This window comes from Massilia sp. H6 (assembly GCF_024802625.1).
Taxonomy (GTDB): domain Bacteria; phylum Pseudomonadota; class Gammaproteobacteria; order Burkholderiales; family Burkholderiaceae_D; genus Telluria.
This window is the reverse complement of sequence record NZ_CP103371.1, coordinates 2100198-2114482: the sequence shown is the minus strand read 5'-3', so window position 1 is coordinate 2114482 and position 14285 is coordinate 2100198. Positions and strand designations below refer to the sequence as shown.

Annotated in this window: 10 protein-coding genes; 5 read left to right on the top strand and 5 right to left on the bottom strand. The window is 66.1% G+C overall.

All coding sequences use genetic code 11. From position 1 onward, the window contains the following. Positions 1-2 precede the first annotated feature (2 nt). Positions 3-1454 carry a type VI secretion system baseplate subunit TssK gene (gene tssK, locus NRS07_RS09470; RefSeq protein ID WP_259212954.1) on the top strand — a complete coding sequence of 484 codons (1452 nt, stop codon included), beginning with the start codon at positions 3-5 and terminating at the stop codon, positions 1452-1454. Next, positions 1451-2212, top strand: coding sequence for a type IVB secretion system protein IcmH/DotU (gene icmH / locus NRS07_RS09465; protein ID WP_259212945.1), 762 nt, complete (start codon positions 1451-1453; stop codon positions 2210-2212). Before tssK ends, icmH begins: the two co-directional genes overlap by 4 nt. A gap of 48 nt (positions 2213-2260) precedes the next feature. On the opposite strand, the gene NRS07_RS09460 is transcribed toward icmH, so the two are convergent. The 4 genes from NRS07_RS09460 to NRS07_RS09445 all read right to left on the bottom strand — a co-directional run bounded on the left by NRS07_RS09460 (position 2261) and on the right by NRS07_RS09445 (position 8716). Continuing rightward, a complete protein-coding gene (locus NRS07_RS09460) occupies positions 2261-3022 on the bottom strand; it encodes an OmpA family protein (protein ID WP_259212944.1) in 762 nt (253 codons plus the stop codon). Continuing rightward, positions 3019-3984, bottom strand: coding sequence for a type VI secretion system-associated protein TagF (tagF, locus tag NRS07_RS09455; RefSeq protein ID WP_259212939.1), 966 nt, complete (start codon positions 3982-3984; stop codon positions 3019-3021). Before tagF ends, NRS07_RS09460 begins: the two co-directional genes overlap by 4 nt. Next, positions 3984-7769 carry a type VI secretion system membrane subunit TssM gene (tssM, locus tag NRS07_RS09450; protein ID WP_259212938.1) on the bottom strand — a complete coding sequence of 1262 codons (3786 nt, stop codon included), beginning with the start codon at positions 7767-7769 and terminating at the stop codon, positions 3984-3986. The genes tagF and tssM overlap by 1 nt, the downstream gene beginning before the upstream one ends. Before the next feature lie 104 nt (positions 7770-7873). Next, positions 7874-8716 (bottom strand): M15 family metallopeptidase, encoded by an 843-nt coding sequence (locus NRS07_RS09445; RefSeq protein ID WP_259212928.1) that lies wholly within the window; start codon positions 8714-8716, stop codon positions 7874-7876. Positions 8717-8775: 59 nt separating this feature from the next. Between NRS07_RS09445 and NRS07_RS09440 the strand changes: the two genes are divergently transcribed. The 3 genes from NRS07_RS09440 (at position 8776) to NRS07_RS09430 (ending at position 13556) form a co-directional block, all read left to right on the top strand. Then, complete coding sequence (locus NRS07_RS09440; protein ID WP_259212926.1) at positions 8776-9534, top strand: hypothetical protein; 759 nt, start codon at positions 8776-8778, stop codon at positions 9532-9534. A gap of 102 nt (positions 9535-9636) precedes the next feature. Next, complete coding sequence (locus NRS07_RS09435) at positions 9637-11283, top strand: VRR-NUC domain-containing protein (protein ID WP_259212924.1); 1647 nt, start codon at positions 9637-9639, stop codon at positions 11281-11283. Continuing rightward, positions 11280-13556, top strand: coding sequence for an ATP-dependent DNA helicase (locus NRS07_RS09430; RefSeq protein ID WP_373889866.1), 2277 nt, complete (start codon positions 11280-11282; stop codon positions 13554-13556). The genes NRS07_RS09435 and NRS07_RS09430 overlap by 4 nt, the downstream gene beginning before the upstream one ends. On the opposite strand, the gene NRS07_RS09425 is transcribed toward NRS07_RS09430, so the two are convergent. Beyond that, on the bottom strand, positions 13553-14281 hold the full coding sequence (locus NRS07_RS09425) for a LytTR family DNA-binding domain-containing protein (RefSeq protein WP_259212920.1): 729 nt from the start codon (positions 14279-14281) through the stop codon (positions 13553-13555). The genes NRS07_RS09430 and NRS07_RS09425 overlap by 4 nt on opposite strands. Positions 14282-14285 lie beyond the last annotated feature (4 nt).

Sequence of the window (14285 nt, the reverse complement as noted above, 5' to 3'; positions counted from 1 at the left end):
GAATGGCGGGCACTGAAGGCGAGGTCGATGTGAGCATGCCAGCGAAACTACTCTGGGGCGAAGGCCTGTTCCTGCGGCCCCAGCACTTTCAGCAACAGGACCGCTACCACGAGGCGCGCCTGAACCAGACCGCTTGTGCGCTTCATCCGTATGCCTGGGGGGTGCGCAAGCTGACAATCGACCACGACGCGCTGCGCCACGACGTGCTGCGCATCGAGGAATTGTCGATCCTGTTCCCCGATGGCGAAGTTTACCGCGCACCGTGCGCCGATCCCCTGCCCCTTCAGGTACGCCTGGGCGAGCTGCCGGCCGGCGTGCAGACCGTGACCTTCCACGCCGCCCTGCCCTCGCTCAAGACCTATGGCGACAATTGCGCGCACCCGGGCACCGTCGATGGGCCGGACAGCCTAGGTGTTGATGCACGCTTCACCAGCCACGAGCGCGATACCCAGGACCTGTTCACCGGCGCGGCCGAGGCGCCGGTCACCTACCTGCGCAAGAGCCTGAAGCTGGTCGCCGACAGCGACGCGCTCGAAGCCTATGACAGCTTTCCGCTGCTGCGGCTGCGGCGCATCGCGCTTGGGGGCTTCGAAGCCGACCCGTCGTTCGTGCCGCCGAGCATGTCGATTGACGCCGTGCCCGGCCTGCACCTGAACCTGGCGCGCCTGATGGAAAAGCTGCTGGCCAAGGTCAACGCCCTGTACGGGCACCTGCGCGAGCCCAGCAAGAACGTGGTCGAGATCCGCGGCGGCGACGTCTCGGCATTCTGGCTGCTGCATACCGCCAGCACCGGTTACGCGGGGCTGTCGCATTTTCTTGGCCACCGCGACCTGCATCCCGAACGCCTGTTCGGCGAGCTGCTGTCGCTGGCCGGGGGCCTGATGACCTATTCGCGCAGCTACCGGCTCGAAGACCTGCCGTCCTATGTCCATGCCGACCCCGGCCCCCAGTTCGCACGGCTCGACGGCATCATCCGCGAACTGCTCGATACCGTGATCTCGTCGCGCTATTTCACGATCGCCCTGAACCGCGAACGCCCTTGCTACTACCTGGGCGCGCTCGATTCGGGACGCATCAACCTGCAGACCACGCTCTACCTGGCGGTGGCGGCCGATATGCCTGCGCTGCAACTGGTTGAAGTCGTGCCCCTGCAGTTCAAGATCGGGGCGCCCGAAGACGTCGACAAGTTCGTGCTGTCGGCCCTGCCCGGCGTAAAGCTGGTGCACGCGCCGCAGGTGCCTGCGGCGGTGCCGGTGCGGCCCGATACCTATTACTTCATCCTGGAGAACCGTGGCATGCTGTATGAAACGATGCTCAAAGCGCAGGCGATCTCGGTCTACGTCCCGGAGGGACATCTCCCGAACGGGCACGTTCCAAACGGGCATGTCCCGAACGGGCATGTCCCGAACCGGATCCGCGACCTGCGCCTCGAACTGATCGCGGTGGCGGCATGAACGCCTTTGTCGAACGCCGCGTCGCGCCGCAGCCGGGCGAACGGGTGGCGCGCCCGCCGCAGCGCCTTAGCGACATCATGTACGAAGGCTTCTACGCCCTGTTTTTGCTCAAGAATGGCTGCGGCCCGCAGGACAAGGTGGCCTTCGCCGACAACATGACCGCCTTCCTGGCCGATGTCGACCGCCAGGCCAAGGCGCTCGGCATCTCGGCCGAGGACGTGACCGCCGCCAAGTATGCGTTCTGCTCGGCGGTCGACGAGATCATCCTGCGCTCGAGCTTCGACGTGCGCGAAGCCTGGGAGACCCGTCCGCTTCAGCTGCGGGTGTTCGGCGACCAGCTCGCGGGCGAGCATTTCTTCCACCGCCTGGAAGATCTGCGCGCCAAGGGCGTAGTGCACGTAGAAGCGCTGGAAGTGTTCCATATGTGCCTGCTGCTTGGCTTCCAGGGCCGCTATGCGCTCGACGGCCGCGACAAGCTGGACTACCTGGTCGCGCGCCTGGGCGACGAGATCGCCCGCATGCGCGGGCGCACGCGTGGCTTCGCACCGCACGCCGAGCGGCCGGACCAGGTGGTGAACCGGCTGCACAGCGATCTGTCGCTGTGGGTACTGGGGACGGTCTTCCTGGTAGCTGGCCTGGGGGCCTACCTGGGCTTTGACACCGCACTGACGAACGAAGCCGGAAGCACGCTGGCGCAGTACAACGACCTGGTGAAGCTGCCGCCGAAGGCGGCGCATGTGACCATTACGCTGCCTTAGCGTGGCGGCTCGCGCCGGCCAGTCCGGCGCCGCCCCCCTCAAGCATGCCTACTGGATCACCTTGAATTCGATTCGCCGGTTCCTGGCCTTGCCCTCCGGCGTGCGGTTATCCGCTACCGGCCGGTCCGGCCCTTCGCCCGAGACAGCGATCGAGTCGGCGCCAATGCCCTTGCCGACAATATAATCCTTGACCGCTTCAGCCCGCGCCTGGCTCAGCGACAGGTTGCCGGCGCGCGAGCCGGCATTGTCGGTATGGCCGATCACCTCCACCCGCACGCCCCCGAGCCGGCTCATCGCCGCGCTCATCTGGTCGAGCACCGTCATGCCGTCTTCGGTCAGGGTCGCCTTGCCCGATTCGAATTCGATGATCCGGTCTGCCAGCGCCGCGTCGAGCACGCCCTGCTGGGACGCCACCACGCGCAGGCCGTTGTTGACGGTATAGGTCGGGTTCAGGTGGGCCGCGATGTCGCTGGCGATCTGCTGGCGCTGCTCCTGGCTGGCGACGTCGCCGCGCAGGTTGACCTTGTTGCCCTCGATCTTGAGCTGGCCACGGCTTACCAGCTTCAGGTTGGGATTGATCAGCTTGGCCACGTAGTCACCCCAGGCGGCGGGAGTCGCCACGGCGCCGACCGAAAGCTGGTCGACCACCCGCGCGGCCCCATACACCAGGCGCAAGCGCTCCAGCAGCGCTGCCTTGGTCGGCTCGTCGGCTACGGTGCCGCTGACCACGATCGGTGGCTCGGACTGGGCCTGGACTGCGGCGCTGCCGGCGCCAAGAACGGCAAAAAGATACAGTGCGGATGGTTTCACGTTGGCGCTCCGATGAAGGTCTTCATGAACATGTCGCGTGCCAGCCCCAGCGGCAGGTCGGACTGCGCCAGGTAGCTGGCCAGCGAGCGCACATCGGTGTCGATATACAGCTGTTCGTCGATCCAGCCGGTGTCGCCCAGGCGCACCTGCTGTTCGGCGCCGACCAGCGGATCGACCAGCGCGCGCAAGGTCTCGGCCAGCGCGGCGCAGAACCCGATTACCAGCACCGGCCGGCCTTCCTGGCGGGTAATGAAGATCGCCAGGTCGAAGCTGGCGCGGCGCAGGAAAGGCGCTACCAGCTGCAGCCAGAAAGCGGCGACCGGAAAGCGCGACGGTGGATCGCCGGGTAGCGGCAGCACCAGCGATTTGTGCAGCTGGGCTGGCTGGCTGTGCATCACCGGCTGCAGCAGCAAGCCCAGTGCCAGCAGCATGCGCGCAAATTGGCGCTCGCCGAGCAAGGCGCCGAGCGAGCCCACCGTGCCGTTGGCCAGCAGGTGCGACAAGCTAGGTTCGGCTTCGCCCAGCGTGATCGGTGCGTCCGCGATCGCCTGCAGGTGCGGGCCCGGATCGGCATCGCTCAGAACCCGTGGGCACATCGACTCGAGAAAGGTCCACAGCGGGCTGAAAGCCAGCGGGCAGCGCGTCACGAAGGCCGCCGGATCAGGCACGGCATGGGTGCGCGCAGCCAGGAACGGAAAGCGCCGTCCAGACTGGTCGTGGCTGGCCAGCAGGTGGCCAGCCACGGCATGCCGCCGCGCCGGCCCCACCAGGGCAAAGCTCACTTGCGGCATGGCGTCGTAATTGATGCGCCAGCGCGGGTCGGACTGCAACAGTGTCATTACCTGCGCCAGCCAGCGGTCGAGCATCGCGATCGCGGCCGGGTCGTCGGCCAGCTTGACGAAATCGGCGCGCCCCGGCACTTTCCCGAAATAGCCTATGCGTTCTGAAGTGAGGCCGCGCATCAATGGCCTCCGTGCACGCTGGCCAGAGCCGGCTGGGCCGGGGGCGCCGCCGGCAAGCCCTCCGGCGCCCGGCCGACGATGGTCGGCGGCAGCCGCAAGCCGCGAAAGCCTGCACCTTGTTCGCCGCTGCCGTTGGCTGCGGCGCTGCTGACGATCTTCAGGTCGACCGTTACCGCCACGTTCTGCGCACTCCAGCGCAGTTCGAACACGCCGCCATCCTTGCGCTTCTTCTGGGCCGCGTCGATCATCCGTTTTAGGCCCGACTGGCCAGGTTCGTTGAACAGTTCCACGGTGCGCCCGTCAAAGGTGACGGCGGCGATGCGCACGCCCGCCATGCCCTGCGGCCCTGGATGCACCATGTTGGTCCAGCTCGGGGGCGTGTTCTTGTAGCGCAGCTGCTGGCCGTCGATGTCGAGCGTGTATTCCAGCGTTCCCGGCGCCGACTGCGGCAGGATCTGGAATACCGTCTGCGGTCCACCACTGGTGGCCACGCCCTTGGACGACAGCGGCGCTACCCAGCCCGGGAAACCGGAGACGGCCTGCGGCGCCAGCGTGATCCCGATGTCGGCCCAGGTGCGGGCCGCCAGCATGTCGCCGCGCCGCACCACCAGCGGCCCCATCGCGGTATTGACGAATTTCGCCACCTCGCCCTGGGGACCGAAGATTTGACCGATCTCGTCCGGCGTAGCCTCGACGCTCGCGCCCGCGGCGAACGGGTATTTGCCCGCCAGCGTGCGCTGGAAGGGCTCGACCACCTGCACCTGCCAGGTCTTGTTGATCTCGGCCTCGGACGGCAGCACGATCATGGCGAAGGTCTGCATCAGCGGGCGTACCAGCAGCGGGCGCAGGGCCTGCTTTTGCGAATCGCTCATCCCGGTCAGCATTTGCTCGTCGACATAGCGCAGCGCGTCGGCCAGCTCGGAGCCGCTGCCTTCCAGGGTCTGCTGCATGAACTGTTTGGCGCCGGGGCCGGGGTCGCCCTGGTTCTTCAGCGCATTGAGTCGGGTGCGCAGTTTCGACAGGGCGTCGAGGTAGCCGGTCATCAGCGACGCGTCCTTTTCCTTGAGCCCGACCAGGCGCGCGACCCCGGCGAACTCGCGCCCGATCGGGCCGGCGGCCTGCTGCTGACCCAGCAGCGCCGCCGGATCGACCGCATTGGCCAGCGTGCGCGCATCGGACGGTGCGCGCCGCAAGACCTTCTCCTTGAACCAGTCGGCAAGGCCGCGCTCGGTCTTGCCCAGTCCAGCGCTGGTGGCGCCCGGGTTGTCCCAGACGGTTTCGTCGTAAATGGTGCGCAGCAGCTTGGCGATCGGCGAGGTGTGCGGATCGCCCAGCCGGTTCATTGCCTGCACGCTGGCGTCGAAGCCCTTCAGGTCGGCAACTGCCACGCCCTGCACGAAGCGCAGCCACTCGCGTGCATAGTCGGCCTTGTACAGCTCGACCAGCGCCTTCTGGATCTGTTCCGGGCTGCCTTCGAGCGTCAGGTCGTCCTTGGACACAGTCTTGAGCACCCAATCGGCGCTGGACGCTTCGCTGTTGGAGGCGTCGCGAATCGCGCCGAGCACGAATTCTTTCCAGGCCTGGCGGGTAAAGGCGCCCGACACCGCGTGGCTGCCGGCCACCAGGGCGTGGTCTTGCTCGCCGACGATGCGCGCCACCGTGACCGCCGGGTAGCGCGTGGCAGCCCGAGTCTTGATGTCGTTGTAGACGCGCTCGCGCGCCGGGGTGCCACGGACCACCCGGCGCAGGTGCTCGCGGGTGTTGTCGAGCAGGCCGAGTTTGAGCGTCATTTGCGGCCAGGCCGGGTCCTTGATCTGCGCCAGGTAAAAGCTCAGGAGGCGCTCGGCGCTGCGGATCATCTGCTCGCGCGGCATGTTGCCGCGGTTGTTGTCGAGCCAGGTGCGCCAGTAGCGGGTCAGCTGGTCGTTCAGGTGGCCTGGCTCGGCATGGCGCTTGTCGCCCAACATGAGGTAGGTCTTGAGCGCGTTGTAGGCGTCGGCCACGCTGGTGGCCGACACGCCCTGGTAGGGCTGGCCAGCCGCCGCGCCGGGTTGCGCGGGCGCGCCGCCGGAGTCGGCCGGCTCCGCCGACGTTTGCGCCAGCTGCGCCACCGGTACCAGCTGGGCGGCATTGGCGTTGACTTCGGCAAGCATGGTTTCCAGCGCAGTTGTCACCGGCTCGACCATCACGGCGCGCACGCCGGCAAAGTACTCGTCGCGCAACTTGCGCGCCAGCGTCTCGCCCTGGTACAGGCCGAAGGCCAGCGCCCACGGCTTTTCCTCGCGATAGCCGTCGAGCTGCTCGATGCGGTCCTGCAGGATGTCGAGCGCCTCAAGGCGCGATTGCAGGTCGATACGGCCCGCCTGCAGCTTGGCGACCCTGGCCAGGTCCTGCTCGACATTGGCGATTAGCTGGCGATTACCCATATAGGACCAGCTCCAGCCGCCCAGCGCACAGCCGAGCAGGATGGTCGCGCCGAAAAAAGCCGCCATTTTCCAGCGCGCGCTGGACGGGTTGGTATAGCGCTTGACCAGCTCACGGTCGGCGAAGATCACCTTGCGAAACAGGTCGAGCAAGAAGAAGCCCGATTGTTCCTCGACTTCTGTAGCGTGCTGCTCGCGCAGCGCCAGGTCGAAGCGGCTGGCTACGCGCTTGCTCGACAGGTCTTGCACGGTGCCTTCCTGCAGCGCGCTGGTGAAGTAAAACCCGCGGAACACCGGCTTGAACTGGTAGGTGTTTTCCTCGAACAGGGTCGAGAGGAAGGCCCGCAGCGGCGTCTTGATTGCCGCGAACTCCAGCGGAAAGGTAAACACCCCCGGGCGCATCTGGGTGCTGCGGTTGGCGCCCATGTTGGCCAGGCTCATTTCCTTGAGACCGTCGTAGAGCTCGTCGAAATGCTCGTCGAAAAAGCCCAGCACGTCCTGCGGCGCGCTGCGGCGGTTGTAGCGCAGCGTAGCGCCCCAGATGCGGTCACGCTCGAGACGCTCGGTGCCGGCAAAAAAATCAGAGAAGCCGGCAACCAGGTCGGCCTTGGTGAACACCACGTATACCGGAGCGTGCACACCGAGACGCTCGGTCAGCTCCTGCACCCGGGTGCGCAGGCTCTTGGCCAGTTCGTGCGAGGCACTGGTCGGTCCCGCCACCAGTTCGGCCACGCTGACCGCAATCAGGATACCGTTGATCGGCGCCTTGCTGCGGTGGCGCTTGAGCAGGTCGAGAAAGCTGAACCACTCCTGGCGATCTTCGTCTTCGACCGAATAGCGGCCGGCGGTGTCGAGCAGGATGCCGTCGGTGGTGAAGAACCAGTCGCAATTGCGGGTGCCACCCACGCCCTGCAGCGCCTTGTTGCCGGGAATCGGAAAGCTGAGCCCGGAACGCGCGATGGCGCTGCTCTTGCCCGCCGCAGGGTTACCGATGATCATGTACCACGGCAGCTCGTACAGCGCCGCCGCGCCGCGCGTCAGCCCGAGCTTGGAGGTCTTGATGGTGGACACCGCCTCCAGCATGTTCTTGCGCAGGATCGCCATTTCGCTGCCGCCGGCCCCACCGTTGTCGTCGCCAGGAATGATCGCCTCGCCCAGCTGCTGCGCGGCGCGGGCCCGCAGATGGCGCCTGATCGCCCAGCCAATTCCCCAGCAGGCCAGCAGGGCCAGTGCTGCGATCAGGGCCCATACCAGGTCGATGCCGAGCAAGTCGGCGCCGATGAGAAGGCAAGCCGCCAGCGCGGCGATGCCGATCGCGACCAGCACGCGGCTGTCGGTCAGTAACTGCCAGATTCGTGCCATGGGGGACCAGGATAGGGAGGTTGAAGGAGTGTTCTAAAGGAAATGCTCGCACGGCAAAGCCAGTCAACTTTTGCGACCGCTCAATAGTTGCCCGGCAGGCTCCCTCAGCGCCGCATCACGCCGCGCAGGCGCAGCTCGCTGTGGCCAAGATCCATCATTTTCCAGCGCCCGCCCCAGGTCAGGCCCAGCGACTCGGCCACTTCGCCATACAGCTGGTAACCGCGCATGGCCCAGGGATCTTTTTCCGAGATCACCAGCTTGCCATTGCGCAAAAAGGCACAATCAGCGGCCAAGCCGTACTGGTGCCAGCTCTGGAAGGCGCGGGCGTTGGTTACATGACTGCCGGCATTCGCGAGCTCATCCTGGCGCGCCGGGCTGCGATAGCCCTCCAGCAATGCCATTTCATAGCCATGTTGTTCCTTCATGATCTTGAATGCCAGCAGCAGCCGCTGACTGAAGTCCGGATGCATGAGGCCCCAGTTGCGGCTGGCGCTTACCAGGAGCGGCCGGACCAGCTCCACTTCCGCAGTAGTGAACGCCACCGGCGGCGGGGCCAGCGGCGGCACCAGCCGTTCTCCTTGCAGCAGGGCCGCCACCTGAACATCGGGGACGGCGTTGCCGCCCTCGTACACCGGCAGCATCGACGGACTGCTCAGGGCCAGCGCCAGCAGCGATGGAATCAGCACTGCGGGTACGCCGATGGCGCAGCCGATCCGGTGGCGCCGCACAAAGCGCAGCGCACTGGCGCGGATATCGCCCGGTACGCCATCGCGCACATGGCCGGCGTAGCGGCTGCCCGCAATCTGCCAGCCGAGCGCGCGTTGCGACAGGCGCTGACGCAGGGCAAACAGGCTTCGCACGAGCAGCGCACGCCTGGCCGGAAACAGGACCAGCCAGATCGCAGCGGATGCGAGACAAAAGTACAGAAGGGCGAGAAAAATCAGCATCGCTTCCCCCAAGATTGTTTCTAATCGGAACTGGAAGAACCAATCTTAGGAGTAATGCCGTGCGGCCTACAGACGAAAATCAATCCCCGTCCCTGCGTCCGAACCTGATGTCGCCACGCCGCAGCAGCGGCGAGGACAGCATCCTGGCGATGCTCGAGCGCGATCCGGCCCGCAAGCGCGACCAGGGTAGCGGCGCACGGCTTGCATGGTATGGCGCCAGCGCAGCCATGGCCGTGGTCCTGACCGGTGTACTGGTGTGGCTGGCAGCAGCCAACGATGGACGGCAGGCAGACGGGGTCGCGCTGGCGCTTGATCATGCAATATTGGCGAGCTCCGGCTCTTCTCCTGGCTCCACCGGCCGTCATGCCCCTTCCATCGACGCGCCCAAGCCGTTTGCCGTAGTACGCCAGGTTGCCATGGCAACCAACGCGGCATCCATCGTCGATCAAGATCCCGGCAACAACGTGGTGCCGCTGCGATTACTCAAGCCCGCGCCGTCCACGATCCGGCTACCGGTACCGGTACCGGTGGCGGTGCCGGCAAGACCTGCGCGGCGCGCTACTGCGGCCACCACCGAGGCGCGCCCCGTCGAGCGGCCGCGGGCGCTTGCCGCCGCGCGCAACAGCGCCCGCCCTGGCCAGGGCAAGGCGCAGCGCACTCCCGCCCCGGGCAAGGCCACCGACACCCACGTCGACGCCGATGTCGCCTTGATTTCCGCCGTCATCGTGCATGCCAACGGTCATGCTCCCACGGGCTCGCAGATGACGGAGCTGATATGTCCGAATGATGGCTGCAAAGAGAAACCAGCGCGGCACTAACGTGGCGAAAACCCACCACTGGCAGCGAAATACCGGGATAGTGCTGGATGCCGGACGCCTCGAGAGGCTATACTGTACATAAGCACAGTATGGCAACATGAGATGATCAGGGTTCTGGAAAACGAGTTTTACTATCTGGATAATTTCGAGCGTGTCCTGGAATGGATTGGTGAACGCTATCGCGATCTGCTCGGCGACGACGAGCTCGCCTTCCTGGCCGCATTTCCTGCACTGCCCCGCAGTGCGCGCGCGCTGTTCGTCCGCATGGTCATGCGCAAGGGAAGCCTGTTCCGCGCGAGCAAGCTCGCCTATGCCGAAATCGGCTGCCCGCTTGAGGCGTCCCGCCCCTTGCTGGGCACCGGCTGGGTCGAGGCCAATCCCAGTCTCTCGCTCGAGGAACTGTTCGACCTGTTGTCCAAGCCCGAAATCGGCGCCGCCTTCCACGCGCACCTGCCCCAGAAAAATGCGCGCAAGAGTGCCTTGCTCGAAGCGCTCAGCCCCACGTTTGCCGGCCCTCGTCCGTTCGCCGACTGGTACCGCGATTGTCCCGACACGGCGCTACGCATCCGGGTCAAACCGCTGTGCGACCGGCTGCGCCTGATCTTTTTCGGCAACTTGCGCCAGGACTGGACCGAATTCGTGCTATCCGACCTCGGCATGTTCCGCTACGAGCAGGTCGAGATTTCCCATGCCTCGCGCGGCTTGCGCTCGCGCGGCGACATCGACCAGTACATTGTCCTGCACGCTTGCAAGGAACGCTTCTACGCCGGCGAGGCGCTCGACGAGGTCGTGCGCGACCTGCCCTCGCATGTGTTCGACAACGATTGGCTGGAAAGCCGCCGCGAAAAGCTGCTGTTCCAGATCGGCCAGCAGTACGAAAAAGCCAGGGACTGGGACAATGCCCACGTGGTCTATACGCGCTGCCGCTTCCCCGGCGCCCGCGGGCGTGCGATCCGGGTGCTGGAAAAGCACGAGCGCTTCGCGCAAGCCTTCGCCTTGCTGACCGAGGCGCAGGATGCACCGGAAAACGAGGCTGAACGCCAGCACCTGCTACGCATCGCGCCGCGCCTGGCCCGCCGCCTGGGGCATGCGAAGCCGGCGCCGCAACGCAACGCCCCCGCCAGCCGCCTTGAACTGTGCTTGCCGATGCCCGCCGGGGAACGGTGGGTCGAAGGCGTCGTGCGCGACCACCTGGCCACCGAAGACGCGCCGGTGTTCTATGTCGAGAACGCGCTGGCCAATTCGCTGTTCGGCCTGCTGTGCTGGCGCGCGATCTTCGCCCCCATTCCCGGCGCCTTTTTCCATCCCTTCCACCGCGGACCGGCCGACTTGTACAGCCTTGACTTCCACCAGCGCCGCGCAGCGCAGTTCGCGCAATGCCTGGGCGCGCTGGACGACGGCAGCTATCGCGACATCATCCGCCGCCACCTGCTCGAAAAGGCCGGCATCGCCTCGCCTTTCGTGCACTGGGATCTGCTGAGCCCAGCCCTGCTCGAACTGGCACTGGAGTGCATTCCGGCCGCGCACCTGCGCAAGTGGTGCGAGCGCATCCTGGCCGACATCAAGGCCAACCGGTGCGGCTTCCCCGACCTGATCCAGTTCTGGCCTGCCGAAAAGCGCTACACCATGATCGAGGTGAAAGGTCCCGGCGACCGCCTGCAGGACAACCAGGTGCGCTGGATCGATTACTGCGCCGCGCACCAGATGCCGGTGTCGGTCTGCTATTTGCAGTGGCAAGAAGCTGCTTGAGCGACCTTGGCCTGAAATACAGCGTGGCGGTGCGGGCGCTATGCGAATTTACCGCCAAGGCGGGCGACCTCGACCTGCGCTTTACGCCTTCGCCCACCGCCCAGGAGGGCATCGCAGGGCACACGGTCGTGCAAGGCCGGCGCGGCGGCAGCTACCGAGCCGAAGTATCGCTGTGCGGCGACTGGGGCAACCTGCACGTGCGCGGCCGTGCCGACGGCTACGATCCGGACCAGAACCTGATCGAAGAAATCAAGACCCACCGTGGCAAATTCAGCGCCATCCCCGACAACCACCGCCACCTGCACTGGGCCCAGCTACGGGTCTACGGCCACCTGCTGTGCCAGCAGCAGGGCCTGGCGCAGATACACCTGGCGCTGGTCTACTACGACATCGGCAGCGGCCACGAAACCGTCCTGCGCGAGACGCAGGCGGCGACCGACCTGGCCGCGCTGTTCGCGCAGTTGTGCGAAGCGTTCTCGCGCTGGGCTGCCATGGAAGCGGCGCACCGGGTGGCGCGCGACGCCGGCCTGGCCGCGATGCCCTTCCCGCACGCGCATTTCCGGCCCGGACAGCGCGAGCTGGCAGAGAACGTCTATCGCGCCAACACCAGTGGCCGCTGCCTGCTGGCCCAGGCGCCGACCGGCATTGGCAAGACGATCGGCAGCCTGTTCCCGGCACTGAAGGCGATGCCGCTGCACCGCCTCGACAAGGTGTTGTTCCTGGCCGCGAAAACGCCGGGTCGGCGGCTTGCGCTCGATGCCACCGCCAGCCTCACGCGCGCGACAGGAGTTGCGCTGCGCGTCCTGGAACTGACCGCGCGCGACAAGGCTTGCGAGCATCCCGACAAGGCTTGCCACGGCGACGCCTGCCCGCTCGCGAAGGGTTTCTATGACCGCCTGCCGGCTGCCCGTACTAGCGCCGCACAGCTTGCGCTGCTCGACCGCGAGGCGCTGCGCAGCGTGGCGCTGGCGCACGATGTCTGTCCCTATTACCTGGGCAGCGAAATGGCGCGCTGGGCCGACGTGGTGGTAGGCGACTACAACTATTATTTCGACGGCGGCGCGATGCTGTACGCGCTTGCCCTGAACAACGGCTGGCGTACCAGCGTGCTGGTCGATGAAGCCCACAACATGGTGTCGCGTACGCGCTCGATGTACAGTGCCGAGCTGGATCGCGCCAGCTTGCGCGCTGCGCGTGCGCACGCTCCCGAGATCGTGAAAAAGGCGCTGGAGCGCGTCGGACGCGCCTGGACCGGCGTCGACAAGCAGGCCCCGGCCCCCTACCAGGTGCTGGGCGAAGTGCCTCCCAAGCTGATCGACGCGCTGCACAACGCGACCAGCGCCATCAACGATTTCCTGGCCGAGGCGCCCGCACCGCTCGACCCCGAGCTGCAGCGTTTCCATTTCGACGCGCTGGGTTTCCTGCGATTGGCAGAATCCTTCGGCGAGCATTCGCTGTGCGACCTGGCACGCTCGGGCACCCGCGACTCGATGATCTGCATTCGCAACGTGGTGCCGGCGCCCTTCCTGAAACCGCGTTTCGCGTTGGCGCATTCGATCACGCTGTTTTCGGCGACGCTCAGTCCCTGGCATTATTTCTGCGACCTGCTCGGCATGCCTGCGAATACCGCCTGGGCCGATGTTGCCTCGCCCTTTCGCGCCTGCCAGCTGGAGGTGCGCGTTGCCGGCGGCATCTCGACGCGCTACCAGCACCGCGCCGCCTCGCTCGCCCCGATCGCCGACCTGGTGGCGCGCCAGTACGCATCCAGGCCGGGCAACTACCTGGCCTTCTTCAGCAGCTTCGACTACCTGGAAGGAGTGCTGACGCAGCTCGCGCTGCGCCATCCGGGTGTGCCAGCCTGGCGCCAGGAGCGGCGCATGAGCGAGCCCGAACGCGCCGGCTTCCTCGATCGCTTCACGCTGGAGGGGCGCGGGGTCGGCTTCGCAGTACTGGGCGGGTCGTTCGGCGAAGGCATCGACTTGCCTGGCACGCGTTTGATCGGTGCCTTCGTGGCCACGCTCGGCCTGCCGCAGGTGAACCCGGTAAACGAGCAACTGCGCCAGCGGATGGGGACGATGTTCGGCTCCGGCTACGACTATACCTACCTCTACCCCGGCATGCAGAAAGTGGTGCAGGCGGCCGGGCGCGTGATCCGCACCGAACAGGACCATGGGGTGGTCTGGCTGATCGATGACCGTTTCGGCAAGCCGGATGTGCGCGCGCTGCTGCCGGCATGGTGGGACATCGATGGCCCTTCCTGCTTGCAGGCCTAGCGCATCAGTTCGCGAACCTTCTGGTAGCCGCTGCGGCTGATCGGCAGTGTGACGCCTTCTTTCAGCACCGCGCAGTAATTGTCCTTGCTGCTAGGTTCGATGCGTGCGATCGAACCGACGTTGACGATGTACGAGCGGTGGATGCGGATGAACATCTGCGGATCGAGCTGCGTCTCGAGTGCGGACATGCGCTGATTTTTTAGCCAGGACTTGCCGGCCGCGCTGATCTGGACGTAATCGTCCTGCGCCTCGATGTAGTCGATACTGGCTGCCGGCACCACATGCACGCGCGGTCCATCCTTGATCAGCACACGCTCCAGATAGCCGTGGCGCTGGGCCGCTTCGGCCACCAGGTGCGCGATCTGCGCCTGCGGACGGGCGCGGCTGCGCGCATGGCCCAACGCCTGGGCGAGCCGCTCGCGACTGAAGGGCTTGAGCAGGTAATCGATCGCATGCACCTCGAAGGCGCGCAGCGCGAACCCGTCATAAGCGGTGGCAAAAATGTAGTGCGGCTTGCTACCGGCCAGTTCGACCACTTCGAAGCCGTCGAGCTTGGGCATCTGGATATCCAGGAACACGAGCTCGGGATCGAGTTCGGCGATGGCCTTGACGGCCTCGAAACCGTTGGCGCATTCGCCGACAATCTCGAGCTCGGGATGGGCCCCGAGAAACTCGCGCAACAGTGCGCGGGCCAGGTGTTCATCGTCGACGATCAGTACGCGCATCGGT

Coding starts and splice junctions, on each gene's coding strand:
- tssK (WP_259212954.1), top strand. CDS start 3: ATGGCGGGCACTGAAGGCGAGGTCGATGTGAGCATGCCAGCGAAACTA.
- icmH (WP_259212945.1), top strand. CDS start 1,451: ATGAACGCCTTTGTCGAACGCCGCGTCGCGCCGCAGCCGGGCGAACGG.
- tagF (WP_259212939.1), bottom strand. CDS start 3,984: ATGCGCGGCCTCACTTCAGAACGCATAGGCTATTTCGGGAAAGTGCCG.
- tssM (WP_259212938.1), bottom strand. CDS start 7,769: ATGGCACGAATCTGGCAGTTACTGACCGACAGCCGCGTGCTGGTCGCG.
- NRS07_RS09445 (WP_259212928.1), bottom strand. CDS start 8,716: ATGCTGATTTTTCTCGCCCTTCTGTACTTTTGTCTCGCATCCGCTGCG.
- NRS07_RS09435 (WP_259212924.1), top strand. CDS start 9,637: ATGATCAGGGTTCTGGAAAACGAGTTTTACTATCTGGATAATTTCGAG.
- NRS07_RS09425 (WP_259212920.1), bottom strand. CDS start 14,281: ATGCGCGTACTGATCGTCGACGATGAACACCTGGCCCGCGCACTGTTG.